The sequence below is a fragment of the Oceanospirillum sanctuarii genome, assembly GCF_002150805.1.
GTDB lineage: Bacteria > Pseudomonadota > Gammaproteobacteria > Pseudomonadales > Halomonadaceae > Oceanospirillum > Oceanospirillum sanctuarii.
The window spans coordinates 566,377-579,622 of record NZ_MTBA01000004.1 but is presented as its reverse complement, the minus strand read 5'-3'; the positions used below and the strand labels follow the sequence as shown (position 1 = coordinate 579,622).

General features: G+C 49.0%; 14 protein-coding genes and 1 pseudogene. 7 read left to right on the top strand and 8 right to left on the bottom strand.

The annotated features are described in order from the left end of the window. The first annotated feature begins 371 nt into the window (after positions 1–371). The 3 genes from BV405_RS09560 to BV405_RS09550 are packed head-to-tail and all read left to right on the top strand — an operon-like array spanning position 372 to position 4,256. Complete coding sequence (locus tag BV405_RS09560; protein ID WP_217895619.1) at positions 372–2,342, top strand: NHL repeat-containing protein; 1,971 nt, start codon at positions 372–374, stop codon at positions 2,340–2,342. Beyond that, a complete protein-coding gene (locus BV405_RS09555; protein WP_086480630.1) occupies positions 2,339–2,584 on the top strand; it encodes a hypothetical protein in 246 nt (81 codons plus the stop codon). The genes BV405_RS09560 and BV405_RS09555 overlap by 4 nt, the downstream gene beginning before the upstream one ends. A gap of 34 nt (positions 2,585–2,618) precedes the next feature. Further along, positions 2,619–4,256 carry a methyl-accepting chemotaxis protein gene (locus tag BV405_RS09550; protein ID WP_086480629.1) on the top strand — a complete coding sequence of 546 codons (1,638 nt, stop codon included), beginning with the start codon at positions 2,619–2,621 and terminating at the stop codon, positions 4,254–4,256. Positions 4,257–4,362: 106 nt separating this feature from the next. On the opposite strand, the gene BV405_RS09545 is transcribed toward BV405_RS09550, so the two are convergent. From BV405_RS09545 to BV405_RS09530, 4 genes are all read right to left on the bottom strand, one after another. Further along, positions 4,363–5,103 (bottom strand): RNA methyltransferase, encoded by a 741-nt coding sequence (locus BV405_RS09545; protein WP_086480628.1) that lies wholly within the window; start codon positions 5,101–5,103, stop codon positions 4,363–4,365. A gap of 222 nt (positions 5,104–5,325) precedes the next feature. Continuing rightward, positions 5,326–6,969, bottom strand: coding sequence for a chaperonin GroEL (gene groL / locus BV405_RS09540; RefSeq protein WP_281251679.1), 1,644 nt, complete (start codon positions 6,967–6,969; stop codon positions 5,326–5,328). Between the two features lie 58 nt (positions 6,970–7,027). Continuing rightward, a complete protein-coding gene (locus BV405_RS09535) occupies positions 7,028–7,321 on the bottom strand; it encodes a co-chaperone GroES (protein ID WP_086480626.1) in 294 nt (97 codons plus the stop codon). 149 nt (positions 7,322–7,470) lie between these two features. Continuing rightward, a complete protein-coding gene (locus BV405_RS09530) occupies positions 7,471–7,965 on the bottom strand; it encodes an FxsA family protein (protein WP_086480625.1) in 495 nt (164 codons plus the stop codon). 221 nt (positions 7,966–8,186) lie between these two features. Between BV405_RS09530 and BV405_RS09525 the strand changes: the two genes are divergently transcribed. After that, on the top strand, positions 8,187–8,948 hold the full coding sequence (locus tag BV405_RS09525; protein ID WP_086480624.1) for an SDR family oxidoreductase: 762 nt from the start codon (positions 8,187–8,189) through the stop codon (positions 8,946–8,948). A gap of 106 nt (positions 8,949–9,054) precedes the next feature. Here the strand turns inward: BV405_RS09525 and BV405_RS09520 are convergent, their stop codons facing one another. After that, positions 9,055–9,399 (bottom strand): ComEA family DNA-binding protein, encoded by a 345-nt coding sequence (locus tag BV405_RS09520; protein WP_086480623.1) that lies wholly within the window; start codon positions 9,397–9,399, stop codon positions 9,055–9,057. Between the two features lie 194 nt (positions 9,400–9,593). Here BV405_RS09520 and pyrF point away from each other — a divergent pair, with 194 nt between their 5' ends. Continuing rightward, positions 9,594–10,307, top strand: coding sequence for an orotidine-5'-phosphate decarboxylase (gene pyrF, locus BV405_RS09515; protein WP_086480622.1), 714 nt, complete (start codon positions 9,594–9,596; stop codon positions 10,305–10,307). A 93-nt stretch (positions 10,308–10,400) separates the two neighbouring features. Here the strand turns inward: pyrF and BV405_RS09510 are convergent, their stop codons facing one another. From BV405_RS09510 to ihfB, 3 genes and pseudogenes are all read right to left on the bottom strand, one after another. Further along, positions 10,401–11,579 carry a tetratricopeptide repeat protein gene (locus tag BV405_RS09510; protein WP_086480621.1) on the bottom strand — a complete coding sequence of 393 codons (1,179 nt, stop codon included), beginning with the start codon at positions 11,577–11,579 and terminating at the stop codon, positions 10,401–10,403. Beyond that, the gene (locus tag BV405_RS09505; RefSeq protein WP_086480620.1) at positions 11,572–11,883 is read right to left on the bottom strand and encodes a lipopolysaccharide assembly protein LapA domain-containing protein; all 312 of its coding nucleotides are present in this window, start codon (positions 11,881–11,883) and stop codon (positions 11,572–11,574) included. Before BV405_RS09505 ends, BV405_RS09510 begins: the two co-directional genes overlap by 8 nt. 119 nt (positions 11,884–12,002) lie before the next feature. Next, positions 12,003–12,302 (bottom strand): annotated as a pseudogene (gene ihfB, locus BV405_RS09500) (integration host factor subunit beta); the annotation flags it as partial. Positions 12,303–12,564: 262 nt separating this feature from the next. Here ihfB and BV405_RS09495 point away from each other — a divergent pair. Continuing rightward, positions 12,565–12,843 (top strand): FAD assembly factor SdhE, encoded by a 279-nt coding sequence (locus tag BV405_RS09495; RefSeq protein ID WP_086480618.1) that lies wholly within the window; start codon positions 12,565–12,567, stop codon positions 12,841–12,843. Beyond that, positions 12,803–13,243 (top strand): protein YgfX, encoded by a 441-nt coding sequence (locus BV405_RS18090; protein ID WP_342743949.1) that lies wholly within the window; start codon positions 12,803–12,805, stop codon positions 13,241–13,243. Before BV405_RS09495 ends, BV405_RS18090 begins: the two co-directional genes overlap by 41 nt. Positions 13,244–13,246 lie beyond the last annotated feature (3 nt).

Here is a 13,246-nt window from a genome sequence, read left to right as displayed (position 1 = left end):
TAAAAACCACCGCGAAAGCGGTGGTTTTTTTTTGCCGGAACATTTGTTATAAGCATTTAAATAATGATGAGTTCGGTTTTTATATTAGCTGAGAGTCACGTACGGCGTGGCCTGCAGGGATTTTAGTAACTGAATCACATTTATATTAATCAGATTGATAAAGCAGTTGGCATACCTCTTTTCGGGGACTACATTTACACCTGTTGCACTGCAAAAGCAGTGAGAACTTAAAATGATTAAACGTCCCGGACAAGGAGTGGCCAGTGGGGATTCAGTTCAAATCGCATTTGGGAAGCGTGGACCATTCTTTACCTGCTTTACCCGTATCGGCTTCTGGTAACCTTTCTCTAAACACTCCTGTTGGCAGCTGCGTGGATCATTATGGACGTGTCTGGTTGGCTGATACCGCACATAACCGATTGCTGGTGCTTGATGCTGATCTGGATACTGTATTGCTCTCTTTTGGCACCGTCGGTAATGGCGATGGCCAGTTTAATATGCCCTTTCGGTTGTTAGCCCACCCTGATAAACAACTGATCTACGTTACCGATATCGGTAACTATCGTGTTCATATTCTCTCCTACGATGAAGACAATATTTCGCCCGTCTCAACTTTCGGTGATACGCCAGATGTTGATCTGAAAGGCCCGAATGGCATTGTTTACTATCAGGGCAAGCTCTGTGTTGCTGATGAGTTTTATGAAGGTCCCGATGGTGTCAGTCGGCTGGTGGTATTCAGCGATGAGGGTGATTACCTCTACGATATCCATCAGATCACAGGCTATAAGAACCCTGTGGAATTACTCTGGCCTCAGGGCTTGAGCGTTGATCGTCAGGGGCGTATCTATATTGCCAATACCGGCTTTAATACAGTTGTCCGTTGTGATTGGCAGGGCAAAGGCATTCCCTTTTCTGCCACCGGAAAACCCTACATCGACGGGCTTGAGTTAGCCCGTGATGTGGCCATCATTCAGGGCAAGGTATTGATAACCGGTGGTAAGGCTAATGCTATCTCAGTTTACGGCCAGAACGGTGTTTCTCAGGGAGCATTGGCTGGCTATTTTTCACCGATTCAGCTGACGGAATTTCCACAGGAAAATACCTTTCTGGTGACCGAGCCGATTCTTGCTTCACTTCAGCTGCATAAGGCGAACCTAAAGCAAGTGCAGCGTGGGCGTGAGGTCTTCCCGGTTGTTTTGACACAGATCGGTGATGAGCGTGATCGTCATGGTCAGTTGCATTTTGCGACCTCGGCAGCTGGCGATGTTGGTCCGGCGCAAGAGAACCTCCCTAATGAGCAATCTCCAACACTGATGCATTGGTTGGCTCAGCAGCAGATGGACCAGCTGGAGCAACAGCAGGAAAAGTTCCTGAAGTTGACTGAGATGTCCGGCGTTCCAACCTGGTTGAATATGGGGCTGAACTGGCAGATGGAATGGATGCAGCGTTGGCAAAGAAGCTGGCTATCTCTATTTATCCCATCTGCTGTTGCGGATGAAGATGAAAGTCTTTGGGTGGTGGATGCTGGAAATTATCAGCTGCAATCTACCGATAATCTGAAACCCAATAGTCTGCGCTCGGCGAGTATGCCCTTGTTGCCGGGATCATTGGGAATTGCAGCTCTTACCCCGCTTAACCCTTTACCCGGGCAGCTGGCCCCCGATGTTCCCCTTTTGGTTGTCAGTAACTATCTCAGTGGAATTGTCACAATTTATCAATACCATCCCTTCTACCGTGAGCTGATTCCTTATACCGCTTTTGGTGCTCAGGGTAGCGCCCCCTGGCAATTAAATAAGCCTCAGGGGCTGGCTATTGACCCTGTCAGTCGGGATATCTTCATTGCCGACTCCGGCAATAACCGCATTGTACGTTGGCGTCTGAATGGACTGGGTATTGCTGGTCTGGTGGATACGTTTGGTACTCAGGGTGATGGCGATAATGAGTTCCATACGCCATCAGATATTGCGGTTTCCGAGGACGGTCTTTGCTATATCGCAGATCAGTTCAATCACAGAATTCAGATAACTACTCTTGAAGGGCAGCCAGTCAGGCGCTTTGGAAAACCGGGTTATGGCACGGATGATGATCATTTTCTGCTGCCAACCAGTGTTGAGTTTGAGCAGGGGCATCTGTTTGTTTCAGATCTGGTTAACCGTGCGGTGAAGGTTTTTGACCGAAATGATGAGTGTGTGTCTTCTTTTGCTGCTTTTGGGGCTGACAGCTCAAAGGGGCAGTTATGGATGCCTTATCTGATGCATGTTCGTAATCAACGGATCTATCTGCCGGATTGTGCGCTCAACCGGGTCAATGTTTACCACTTTGAAGCAGGAGATCAGGCATGAGTGTTTTTGCCCGTGCATCGGCCAAGCGAAGAAAAGATCGCCAGCAAATAGAGCAACAAGGGAACAGCATGGGTGCAGTTTCCGAAGCAGATTCAGAAGAGCTGCTTGAAACCATCAGGGAAGTCATCCGGAAAACATCAGCTGACCCGAAAATGGATCGGGAAGCTGCTGTTGAACATCTGAACCGGTTACAGGAAAAGCATCACAAGCTCCTGTCCGGAAAGTGCATTACAGGGCCTTAGGTAGATGCCTCAGGCAAGGAATAGAGGGAAAATCATGGAAACCAGTTTATCAAGAATATCCATTGCTACCCGGGCGTGGATGATACTGGGATTGTTTGCGTTGGGGCTTGTGATCAATACTTTATTGGATGCGTCCAAGATGCGTGATCACCTGCGTGCAAGCTACGAGAAAGGGGTCACGCTACTGGTAGAAAGCGGTGTTGGCGTGATTGATCACTACTATCAGCTCAGTCAGGATGGCACGTTGTCAGAAGCTGAAGCTCAGCGTCAGGCGTTAGCGGCAGTGTCTGCGATGCGCTTTGATAACGGCAATTACCTGTTTGTCGGTGATAATCAGGGGGTGCAGCTGGCCAGCGGCGTTAAGGCGTTGGTGGGTAAAAATATCATGGGTCTGAAGGATCCAACCGGTAAGCCTTTCGTGCAGGAGCTATATACTCAGGCGAAAAGCGGCGGCGGTTTTGTTGATTATCAATGGCCTAACAGTAAAAACAAAGAGCAGCTTGACCCTAAAACCAGCTACGCAGGTTATTTCGCTCCCTGGCAGTGGACGATCGGCAGCGGTCTGAATATGGATGCACTGCAGGCGGATATCGCAGCTTCTGAGCTGATGTCGATTTTCAATGCGGTCATTATTCTGGTGGGGTTATCGGTCATTCTGGTGTTCTTCATCCGCAGTATTACCACCCCGCTTAACCGCACGGTGAAAGCGATGCGTGGTTTGTCTCAAGGTGAAGGTGATCTGACCCAGCGTTTGGAAGAAACCGGTTCTGTGGAGCTTGTCGCGCTGGCTCGCTACTTCAACCACTTTGTCGCTTCTCTTCAGGGTATTATGCGGGATGTTAGTGGTTCTGCTGAGCGTCTGGCCAGTTCGGCTTCTCAGTTGGTGGCCTCCACGCAGAGTGTGGATGATAGCGTGCATCAGCAGAAGCAGGATTCTGAGCAGCTGGCGAGCGCCATGATGCAGATGCTGGCAAGTGTTGAGGAAGTCACTGAGCGTACCGTTCAGGCAACGGAATCCACGGTACAGGCTACCACAGAATCCGAGCAGAGTCAGAAGATTATTAGCCAGAATATTTCTGAGGCTCAGCGTCTTGCCGAAGCGATTCATCAGGCCAGTGAGGTGATTTCTCAGTTAGCGGAAGATAGTCGCAATGTGGATACCGTGCTGGAAGTGATACGTGGTATCGCCGAGCAGACTAACCTGTTAGCACTGAATGCGGCGATTGAAGCGGCCCGTGCCGGTGAGGCAGGTCGCGGCTTTGCAGTGGTTGCGGATGAGGTTCGTACCCTGTCGCAGCGTACTCAGGAATCGACCACAGAGATTCAGACCATCGTTGAGAAGCTTCAGGCGGCAGCTGAACAGGCGGTATCTGTGATGAGCGATGGTGCAGAAAAAGCGGGTATTGCCGCGGAAACCTCTGCGTCAGCAGGTCGGGCACTGGGTAATATCACGCAGGAAGTCGCTTCTATTCAGCGTATGAATCAGGAGATTGCTGCTGCGTCAGAAGAGCAGTCAACCACGGTCTCCGGCATCAACAATAATGTTGTCAGCCTGCGCGACCTAACCAATAGTGTGAGCAGTGAATCAGCTCAGATGGCGTCGGCCAGTCAGGAGCTGATGGATGTATCACAGGATATGATCCGTCTGATTCACCGCTTCAAAGTCAGCTAAGTTTGCAGGTAAGGCCTGGTAATTAGGGTTATGCCTACAAAGAAAACACCCGATCAGTTTTAAGCTGGTCGGGTGTTTTTGTATCCGTTTAATCAGTGCTTTTGAATCAGTCCTGATTATTCTGGCGCCGCTGCCAGTCTTCTTCCGACTCCAGTCGGGTCAGAATACCCTGTAGAAGGCTCAATTCCGCTTTCTCAGGCAGATTGCGTTGGAAGTATGCCCGTAGCTTTCCTAGCGTCACATCTTTGGGTTTGCCCTTAAAATATCCTGCATCGTCCAATCGTTCCTCCATGCGCTCCAGAAAGAATTTCATCTCTTTGGCGCTGGGCAGTTCGATCTCTTTCTTAACCGGCTCAAAGTGAGTCAGGCTCTTCTGATACAGCTCATAGGCGATGATCTGAACCGCGGATGCCATATTCAGAATCGAATAGTCCGGATTAGCCGGAATAAATACATGCTTGTTGCAGAGTTCGTACTCTTCCGCAGTCAGGCCGCTGCGTTCACGACCAAAGACGATGGCGATCTCTTCCTCAGCCGGAGTCTCCCGGGCGAAAACGGCACATTCCGGTGGTGTCATCGCCGGAACCTGATGAGAGCGTGGGCGGGCGCTGGTGGCTATAACGTGTTCGCAGTCACCAATGGCATCTTCCAGTGTTTCGCAGATAACCACTTTATCCAGAATATCTTCCGCGCCTGCCGCCATGGTGTTGGCATCTTCATGGGGAAAATGATTGGGTGATACCAGATACAGACGATCCAGTCCCATCACTTTCATCGCCCGTGCAGCAGAACCTATATTGCCGGGGTGGTATGTGTTGACCAGAACAATGCGGATTTTTTCGAGCATAAAGATACCGTGATGCTAACAGGGGAGGACAAAATAATGGCGGCAAGGATACCGTAAACCGACTGGCGCTGCAGGCAGAAAACAACAGCTATGAAATCAGGTCATAAATAACAGGTAGAAAAAAGCCCCGCTGCTACCGGTGAAGGCATTTCAGCGAGGCTTCGGGTATCAGAAATCAGCGCCTCTGATGAAGCGCTGATCCCGATGGCAGTAGCTGGATGATTACATCATGCCGCCCATGCCACCCATACCGCCCATGCCGCCCATATCAGGCATTGCAGGTTTGTCTTCAGGTGCATCAGCAACCATGGCTTCGGTAGTGATCATCAGACCGGCAACGGAAGCAGCTGCTTGCAAAGAAGAACGGGTCACTTTAGCCGGATCCAGAATACCCATCTCGATCATGTCGCCGTATTCACCAGTTGCAGCGTTGTAGCCGAAGTTACCTTCGCCAGTGCGAACGTTAGCCACAACAACAGAACCTTCTTCACCAGCGTTGGTTACGATCTGACGCAGTGGAGCTTCCATTGCACGGAATGCCAGCTCGATACCTACGTTCTGATCGTGGTTGTCACCCTGAATGTCTTTAACTTTCGCCAGAGCACGGATCAGTGCAACACCACCGCCAGGTACCACGCCTTCCTCTACTGCTGCGCGGGTTGCGTGCAGAGCATCTTCAACGCGGTCTTTCTTCTCTTTCATTTCCATTTCAGAAGCTGCGCCAACTTTGATTACGGCTACGCCGCCAGCCAGTTTAGCAACACGCTCCTGCAGTTTTTCTTTGTCGTAGTCAGAAGAAGTTTCTTCGATCTGAGCACGGATCTGAGCTACGCGAGCTTCGATAGCTGCTGCTTCACCAACGCCATCGATGATGGTGGTGTTCTCTTTGCTCATGGTGATGCGCTTCGCGCTGCCCAGGTGCTCAAGAGTTGCCGCTTCCAGGCTCAGGCCAACTTCTTCAGAAATTACAGTACCGCCAGTCAGGATAGCGATATCTTCCAGCATCGCCTTACGACGATCACCAAAGCCAGGAGCTTTAGTTGCAGCAACTTTTACGATACCGCGCATGGAGTTAACAACCAGAGTTGCCAGTGCTTCGCCTTCGATATCTTCAGCGATGATAACCAGAGGCTTACCTGCTTTTGCAGTTGCTTCCAGAACTGGCAGCAGCTCACGGATGTTAGAGATTTTCTTGTCAACCAGCAGGATCAGAGCATCGTCCAGCTCAACCGCCATTTTTTCCTGGTTGTTTACGAAGTATGGAGACAGGTAGCCACGATCGAACTGCATACCTTCAACAACTTCCAGCTCGTCGTCGAAACCACGGCCTTCGTCTACAGTGATAACGCCTTCTTTGCCAACTTTAGCCATCGCTTCTGCGATGATGTTGCCTACAGTTGCGTCAGAGTTAGCAGAGATAGTACCAACCTGTGCGATCGCTTTGTTGTCGGCACAAGGTACAGCCAGCTCTTTCAGCTCAGCAACAACAGCCTGAGTCGCTTTGTCGATACCGCGCTTCAGATCCATTGGGTTCATACCGGCAGCAACAGACTTCAGGCCTTCAGTAACGATCGCCTGAGCCAGAACCGTTGCGGTAGTAGTACCGTCACCAGCAACATCATTTGCTTTAGACGCTACTTCTTTAACCATCTGTGCGCCCATGTTTTCGAACTTGTCTTTCAGTTCGATCTCTTTGGCTACAGAAACACCATCTTTAGTGATGGTTGGCGCACCGAAAGATTTTTCCAGTACTACATTACGACCTTTAGGGCCCAGAGTTGCTTTAACAGCGTTTGCCAGTACATTTACGCCTTCCAGCATGCGCTGACGAGCTTCGATACCAAATAATACGTCTTTAGCCATGATTAAAATCTCGCTTAAAAATAGGTTTAAATCGGTTTGAATTCAGTGCAGGGAAGACTAATTAGCTTTCCAGAACTGCATAAATTTCGCTTTCGCTCATGATCAGCAGCTCTTCACCATCGATCTTAACGGTGTTGTTACCTGCGAACTGACCGAACAGAACGGTGTCACCTACTTTTACGCTCATTGCTTGAACGTCACCATTGTTCAGTACACGGCCATTGCCTACAGCTACAACTTCACCTTGGTTAGGTTTCTCAGCTGCAGAACCCGGTAGAACAATACCGCTTGCAGTAGTGGTCTCTTCTTCCTGACGACGGATTACAACGCGGTCGTGTAAAGGACGGATGCTCATTCTCAATTTACTCCTAAAACTAAAAGATCTTTGTCTTTCAATCTTTAAAAGAACGGGCTGGGCCCGATGTTTTTGTTATGCCCCGAAGGGCTTAAAAGCTATGTCCCTTATGTGGGGACATGCTTTTTCAATTCAATGGCTTAGGAAAATTATTTTTTCCTTTCGTACTCACCTTCAATCACATCCCCGGCATTTTGCTTCCCAGGCTGATTCTGACGCTGATGAGTCGATTCCCAGTGGGATTCCTGCGGCTCCTGCCACTGGCTTCCACTGTTTGAATGATGGATAGGGTTGACGCTGATATTTTTCAAGACCTGATTCAAAAGAAAATGTCGGCTGCCGGGTAAGATGCAGATAAAACCAAAGGCATCGGTGACAAAACCCGGTGTCAGCAACAGAGCACCACCTACCGCTAGCACAATACCTTCCGCCATCTCTCTGGCGGGAATCTGCCCCTGATTTAGTTTCCAGTTGGCGCGATTGAGCATCGCGATGCCCTGTTGTTTTAACAGCGCAATGCCGATAACCGCTGTCAGTATCACCAGCGCGATGGTGGACAGCGCGCCGATCTGTTGTCCCACTTTGATCAGAACAACCATCTCGATTAACGGCACTGCAATAAACAAGAGCAAAAATTTATTCATAAGTCATTTCCTGATTGGCTCAGAGAGATATAGGGACAGGTGTTCGGGTTTTCAATGTTATTTCACGAGACGGTTTTTCATTTTAATCAGTATTGCAGATGCGAAATACAGGGTTCGCAACTGCAAAAAAATGGGTTATATTGCAATGCACAATATCTAGAACAGTTATCAATACATACCGTATTGACACCAATGTCATGTGAGAAGCCCAGGGGGTCGTGATGGATTTGCAGGATAAAGTTGTCGTAATTACTGGTGGTGGTCAGGGTCTGGGTCGTCAGATGGCTCTGCGTCTGGCTGCTAAAGGCGCTAAGCTGGCTCTGGTTGATCTCAATCAGGAGAAGCTGGACGAAACTGCGGATCTGGTGAAAGAAGCCGGTTCTGAAGCGAAAACCTATATCGCAAACGTAGCTCAGGAAGCGAAAGTTGAAGCGACCTTCAGCAAAATCGCTACTGACTTTGGTCGTCTGGACGTACTGGTGAACAACGCCGGTATTACCCGTGATGGCCTGTTTATCAAGGCTAAAGAAGGCCAGATTCAGCAGAAGATGAGTCTGGAACAGTGGCAGCAGGTTATCGATGTAAACCTGACCGGTGTATTCCTGTGCGCCCGTGAAGCGGCATGCCAGATGATTGAGCGTGATATTCAGGGCGTGATCATCAATATCTCCAGTATCTCCCGTTCCGGTAACCTGGGTCAGACTAACTACACTGCGGCTAAAGCTGGTGTGGCTAACATGGCTGTTACCTGGGCTAAAGAGCTGTCCCGCTACGGTATCCGGGTAGGTGCTATCGCTCCCGGCTTTATCGAAACCGATATGACCGCCAGCATGAAGCCTGAAGCACTGGAGAAAGTTTGCTCTGTTATCCCAATGAAGCGTCTGGGTAAGCCGGACGAAATTGCTCACTCCGTTGAGTACATCATTGAGAACGACTACTTCACAGGTCGTATCATTGAGTGTGATGGTGGTCTGCGTATCTAATCGCATCCTGTCGTTAGAACTGAAAAAGGAAGGCATCTGCCTTCCTTTTTTATTGCCTGTTTTATGCCAAGATATTTGTGATTTTAGCCTAGGTTGGCACAGATGATCAGATCGACAACCTGCCCTTGTTCAGTTCCAGGGTTCTCAGGCTGATGCCTTTTACCTGAGTTAAAGCTTCAACACTTTTAAAGTCACCGTGCTCGGTTCTGAAGTCCAGAATACGTTGAGCTTTGGCGGGTCCTATCCCTTTCAGGTTTTGCAGTTCATTAAGCCCTGCGGTGTTGATATTGATTACAGCTTGCTGTGTTGTTGAAGCTTCTGCAACCTGAGTCGTCTCATTCTGTGGCACCAGGTTATCGGTTTGCGCCTTAAGCTGAGGGCTTGTGGCGAGTGATAGTACGACTATCAAACTGCCGAAGAGGGTCGTCAGAGATGGTTTTTTGGCTTTCATAGCAACATCCTTTGTTGAGGTTAATTTCCATAGTTTCGCTTCTTAACCATAGTAAGTTTGTGGATGTTTGCCTGATAGACTTTGGTTTGATCCTGAGTGTGAAATATTTATTTCGAAAGCTGGGATAAATTTGTCCTGTACCCTTTTAGGCCAGGCTTTATAATGTGCCCGCACTCACAGCTGAGGAAAAATTGATGTCTCTAATTGTTGAAAATCCGATCATTGTTGCGCTGGACTATCCTAATGCTGAGCAGGCGTTAGCTTTTGTAGATCAGCTTGAGCCGGGACGTTGTCAGCTGAAAGTGGGTAAAGAGTTATTCACACGCTCAGGCCCTGCAATTATCGAAGCTCTGACCAAGCGCGGTTTTAAAGTATTTCTGGATCTGAAGTTTCACGATATCCCAAACACCACAGCGCAGGCAGTACTGGCGGCAGCAGACAGTGGTGCCTGGATGGTTAATGTTCATGCTTGTGGTGGCCGTCCTATGATGGAAGAGTCCCTGAAGCGTCTGCGTGGTGCCGGTCACGATACTCTGCTGATCGCGGTAACGGTGCTGACCAGTATGAATGAACAGCAGCTGCGTGAAACCGGTATCAATGCTTCTCCTGCGGAACAGGTGATGCATCTTGCTTCTCTGACAGAGCAGTCTGGTTTGGATGGTGTGGTTTGTTCGGCGCAGGAAGCGGTTATGCTGCGTGAAGCTCTGCCTCGTAGCTTCCAGCTGGTAACGCCTGGTATTCGTCCGTCTTTTGCTGAAAAAGGCGATCAGCAGCGTATTGTGACGCCAAAACAGGCTCTGATTGATGGTAGTGATTATCTGGTAATTGGTCGCCCGATTACTCAGGCAGAAGACCCTATGCAGGCTCTGGCTCTGATTGAAGCTGAGATCGCGTCTGCCAGAAACTAAACAATTTAAGAGTTGCCGAGCACAAAAAAGCGCATCCTGTGATGCGTTTTTTTTATATCTGCAAATCGGGGCTGCCTTGTATCGTTATGAAGATCAGAGAACATCATCCGGTCGGACACTGCCCCAGCTTCGGCACTTGGGGCATTGCCAGAGAGGGCTGTGCTGGCTTTTAAAGCCACAGCTGATGCAGCGGGACTTATGTTGTTTGCTATCGTAACGGCTTAGTTGCTGTTCCAGCTGATGGAGTCTGGGTTTTAGCGAACCTGTGTTGGCTTGATCCAGCATCAGATGCACCTGAAGTCCTGCCACAAAGGGCGATGAGCTTTTGCGACGGGCGGAGTAGGCCTCAAGATATTCCAGTGCGGAGTGGCTGTCGTGACGTTGTTGAATCAGTTCTGTTTTCAGATTTAATGCTGTCTGGGACGGGAACTGTTCCAGGGCTTCATCCAGAATAGGGCTCAGGTCTTTATCCGTCATGATCTGACGCAGCTCAGGCAACACCAGCGAGTAATAACGCTTGTCCTGCTCCGGTATTCTTAGTAGTAGTGAGCGGCCTTTACGGACATTATTGTTTTTCAGCTCCATATTGGCCGTAGACCAGTTCGCTCGTATGCAGTTCGGGTCGTTATAGAGTGCCTGCTTCAGATATTTTCTGGCCTGTGTGGTTTCGTTCTGAGCAAGAAGGCTGTCTGCCAGCTCACAATAGTAATGGGCCACAGCTTTACGCTGTTCCGGAAGATCTCTCAGTAATCGGTTGTTGCTGATCTCAATCGCTTTCTGCCACTCTTTTTCCTGCTCGTAGATACGCAGCAGTAGCTTCAGTACCTGTAGGCGGACTTCATCAGATTGAGCTTCAGTAATCTCCAATAACAGGCGTTCAGCACGGTCAAACAGGCCTGCAGCAAAAAAGTCCCGGGCCAGTTCAAGCTGAACCTGTTGTGTTAGTGACTTACTGAGAGTAGGGCGGGCAAAAAGATTCTGATGCAGACGAATCGCTTTTTCGGTTTCGCCTTTACTGCGAAACAGGTTGCCCATGGCGATATGGGTATCGACGGTTTCCGGATTGATTTCGAGAACCCGCATAAAGGTTTCGATCGCCTGATCCTGCTGATCGTTCAGCAGATAGGTGAGGCCGGTGAAATAATCTTTGTTCAGGCTATTTGCAGACAGGGATGCCCGAGCTCCCCGGTTTTTGTTTTTGGCTTTGTAGCCAAGAAAAAAACCGATCGCTATCGCTGTAACCAGAGTTATCAGCAACAGCACTTCATTCATTCTGAGTGTCCTTCAGGCCGGAAATACGCAGGGTATCCAGCTCTTTCTGAGCGACTTTAAGCGCTTTCTCGCTACGCATCTGAGCGGCTTTCAGGCGAACAAAAGTAGATAGTGACAGTAGCCAGCCGGTAATCAGGCCGATAACAAGGCTACCCAGAATAAGTAAGGAGATGCTGATTTCCGGAAGGCGCAGGATCAGCAGATCAATGGCGTAAGGTGTCGTGTTTCGGGAAGAAAAAAGCACGCCGGTGATCAGAAGTGTTAAGATCACAGCAAAGAGAATACCGCTTTTAAGCCAACGCATCTTAACTCCTGTTATCCGGTTGGGTATGGCGGGATTATGCCAGTATTCGGCAGGAATCTCATCAGTGAAAACAGAGCAGATGTTCAGATAATGGCTTTAAACTGCACAGTTTTCAGATGTTAAGCTCGTAGCTTTTTCGCCTCATCAACTTGTTCGCGCAGCTCTTTCCCCGGTTTGAAGTGCGGGACAAATTTGCCGGTCAGGTCAACCGCTTCACCGGTTTTTGGGTTACGTCCGGTGCGAGGCTCACGATAGTGTAGAGAGAAGCTGCCGAAACCGCGAATCTCAACCCGGCCACCGGTAGCCAGTGTATCTGTTATCTGTTCCAGAAGAATGCGCACAGCAGCTTCAACTTCCTTTGCTGATAACTCGGGCTGTTTTAACGTGATCTGTTCAATTAATTCGGATTTAGTCATTGTCTGTTTCCTGCATTTTGATCGTTATTCTTCTAAGGGCATTGTTATTCAGATAAGCGACATTATTATTATCGGCCACTTATGGAAAAATAAAATAGCGATAATCCTGTATTAAACAAAAGGTTAGTGAAAAATCAATGGGTAAAAGTAGTTTTTTGTTTTTGATCATTGGTCGAAGCTATCTGGGGTATGCAGAACAAGCGCGGTATACTGGCGATAATTGCCCTGATTACTAAGCGGGCTGGTTAATAGGTTTAGGTGTGTAATGAGTATCGAAGAAGAAGTGAAGCGTTTGCAGTGGCAGAGTCGTCGCGGTATGTGGGAACTGGATCTGATGCTGGTGCCTTTCGTCCGTGATTGTTACCGGGATCTGGATGAAACTGATCGTAAGCGCTATGAAAAGCTGCTGGAATGCGAAGATCAGGACCTGTTTGTTTGGCTGATGCAGCGTGATCTGCCGGAAGAATCTGAATACCGACTGATTTTGCAGAAGATTATCGCTTATGCCGAGCACGGTGATCTGTCTAACTTTAAGAGCCTCTGATTGGCTGCGTGGCTGGCTGATTGCGAGCCACGTTCTTCCTCTGATCTTTCTTTGTCTCCATCGTCCGGAACCGCTTAGCTTCCTTTTTGCAATTCCCGCCTTTCTGCTCTGGCGACGTTCAGTGCGTCTGCTGGGTTTGGCAGGCCAGCCTGATGATGTGGCTGAGATCAGATTTGATGGTGAGTGTTGGAGTTTATCCTTGAATTCCGGCGAGCGAGTAGTTGTGGATTTGCATCACGCGTCCGGCTTCTTCAGCTTTTGGCAGTTTCTGATCTTTAAGGGTGAGAGTGGAAAGTTCTATCGAATACTGGTTTTCCGTGACAGCATGGATGCGGAAAGTTTTCGTAAGCTCAGAGTATTGCTTTGCTTCAGAAAGAAAAATGCCGGCTTCAGATTCTGAAGC

What these genes read in the sequence shown, in the direction of transcription:
- BV405_RS09535 (WP_086480626.1), bottom strand. Translation starts at nt 7,321, where the DNA reads ATGAGCATCCGTCCTTTACACGACCGCGTTGTAATCCGTCGTCAGGAA.
- BV405_RS09525 (WP_086480624.1), top strand. Translation starts at nt 8,187, where the DNA reads ATGGATTTGCAGGATAAAGTTGTCGTAATTACTGGTGGTGGTCAGGGT.
- BV405_RS18090 (WP_342743949.1), top strand. Translation starts at nt 12,803, where the DNA reads ATGCCGAGCACGGTGATCTGTCTAACTTTAAGAGCCTCTGATTGGCTG.
- BV405_RS09530 (WP_086480625.1), bottom strand. Translation starts at nt 7,965, where the DNA reads ATGAATAAATTTTTGCTCTTGTTTATTGCAGTGCCGTTAATCGAGATG.
- BV405_RS09505 (WP_086480620.1), bottom strand. Translation starts at nt 11,883, where the DNA reads ATGCGTTGGCTTAAAAGCGGTATTCTCTTTGCTGTGATCTTAACACTT.
- BV405_RS09555 (WP_086480630.1), top strand. Translation starts at nt 2,339, where the DNA reads ATGAGTGTTTTTGCCCGTGCATCGGCCAAGCGAAGAAAAGATCGCCAG.
- BV405_RS09545 (WP_086480628.1), bottom strand. Translation starts at nt 5,103, where the DNA reads ATGCTCGAAAAAATCCGCATTGTTCTGGTCAACACATACCACCCCGGC.
- BV405_RS09520 (WP_086480623.1), bottom strand. Translation starts at nt 9,399, where the DNA reads ATGAAAGCCAAAAAACCATCTCTGACGACCCTCTTCGGCAGTTTGATA.
- BV405_RS09550 (WP_086480629.1), top strand. Translation starts at nt 2,619, where the DNA reads ATGGAAACCAGTTTATCAAGAATATCCATTGCTACCCGGGCGTGGATG.
- BV405_RS09510 (WP_086480621.1), bottom strand. Translation starts at nt 11,579, where the DNA reads ATGAATGAAGTGCTGTTGCTGATAACTCTGGTTACAGCGATAGCGATC.
- BV405_RS09495 (WP_086480618.1), top strand. Translation starts at nt 12,565, where the DNA reads ATGAGTATCGAAGAAGAAGTGAAGCGTTTGCAGTGGCAGAGTCGTCGC.
- pyrF (WP_086480622.1), top strand. Translation starts at nt 9,594, where the DNA reads ATGTCTCTAATTGTTGAAAATCCGATCATTGTTGCGCTGGACTATCCT.